Here is a 307-nt window from a genome sequence, read left to right on the forward strand (position 1 = left end):
GATCGACAGACGCACGCTGGCGACGCGGCGAAAAACGGACAAAGGTGGGCGTGCGACGGCGGCGCCTGCATGATCTGAACGAATGCGGGAGAACATCATGTCCGCAGCCTCGGATTGGAAAGGATCGCGCACAGGTCCGCGAACAGGACCAGTAGCAGGTAGCCGGAGCAGAACAGCAGTGTGCAAGCCTGAACCAGCGCGAGATCGCGGTTGCTTACCGCGTCGACCATCAGGCTTGCGAGCCCGGGGTAGTTGAAAATCGTCTCGACAACGATCACGCCGCCTAACAGATAGGACAAGCTCAACG

1 protein-coding gene is annotated in these 307 nt (G+C 60.3%); it reads right to left on the reverse strand.

Annotated elements, in window-relative coordinates; genetic code table 11:
- Positions 1-95: 95 nt before the first annotated feature.
- On the reverse strand, positions 96-307 hold a 212-nt coding region (locus SB816_RS30710; protein ID WP_410548080.1), incomplete at its 5' end, for an ABC transporter permease subunit.

This window comes from Achromobacter sp. SIMBA_011, from assembly GCF_046535435.1.
Taxonomy (GTDB): domain Bacteria; phylum Pseudomonadota; class Gammaproteobacteria; order Burkholderiales; family Burkholderiaceae_B; genus Achromobacter; species Achromobacter dolens.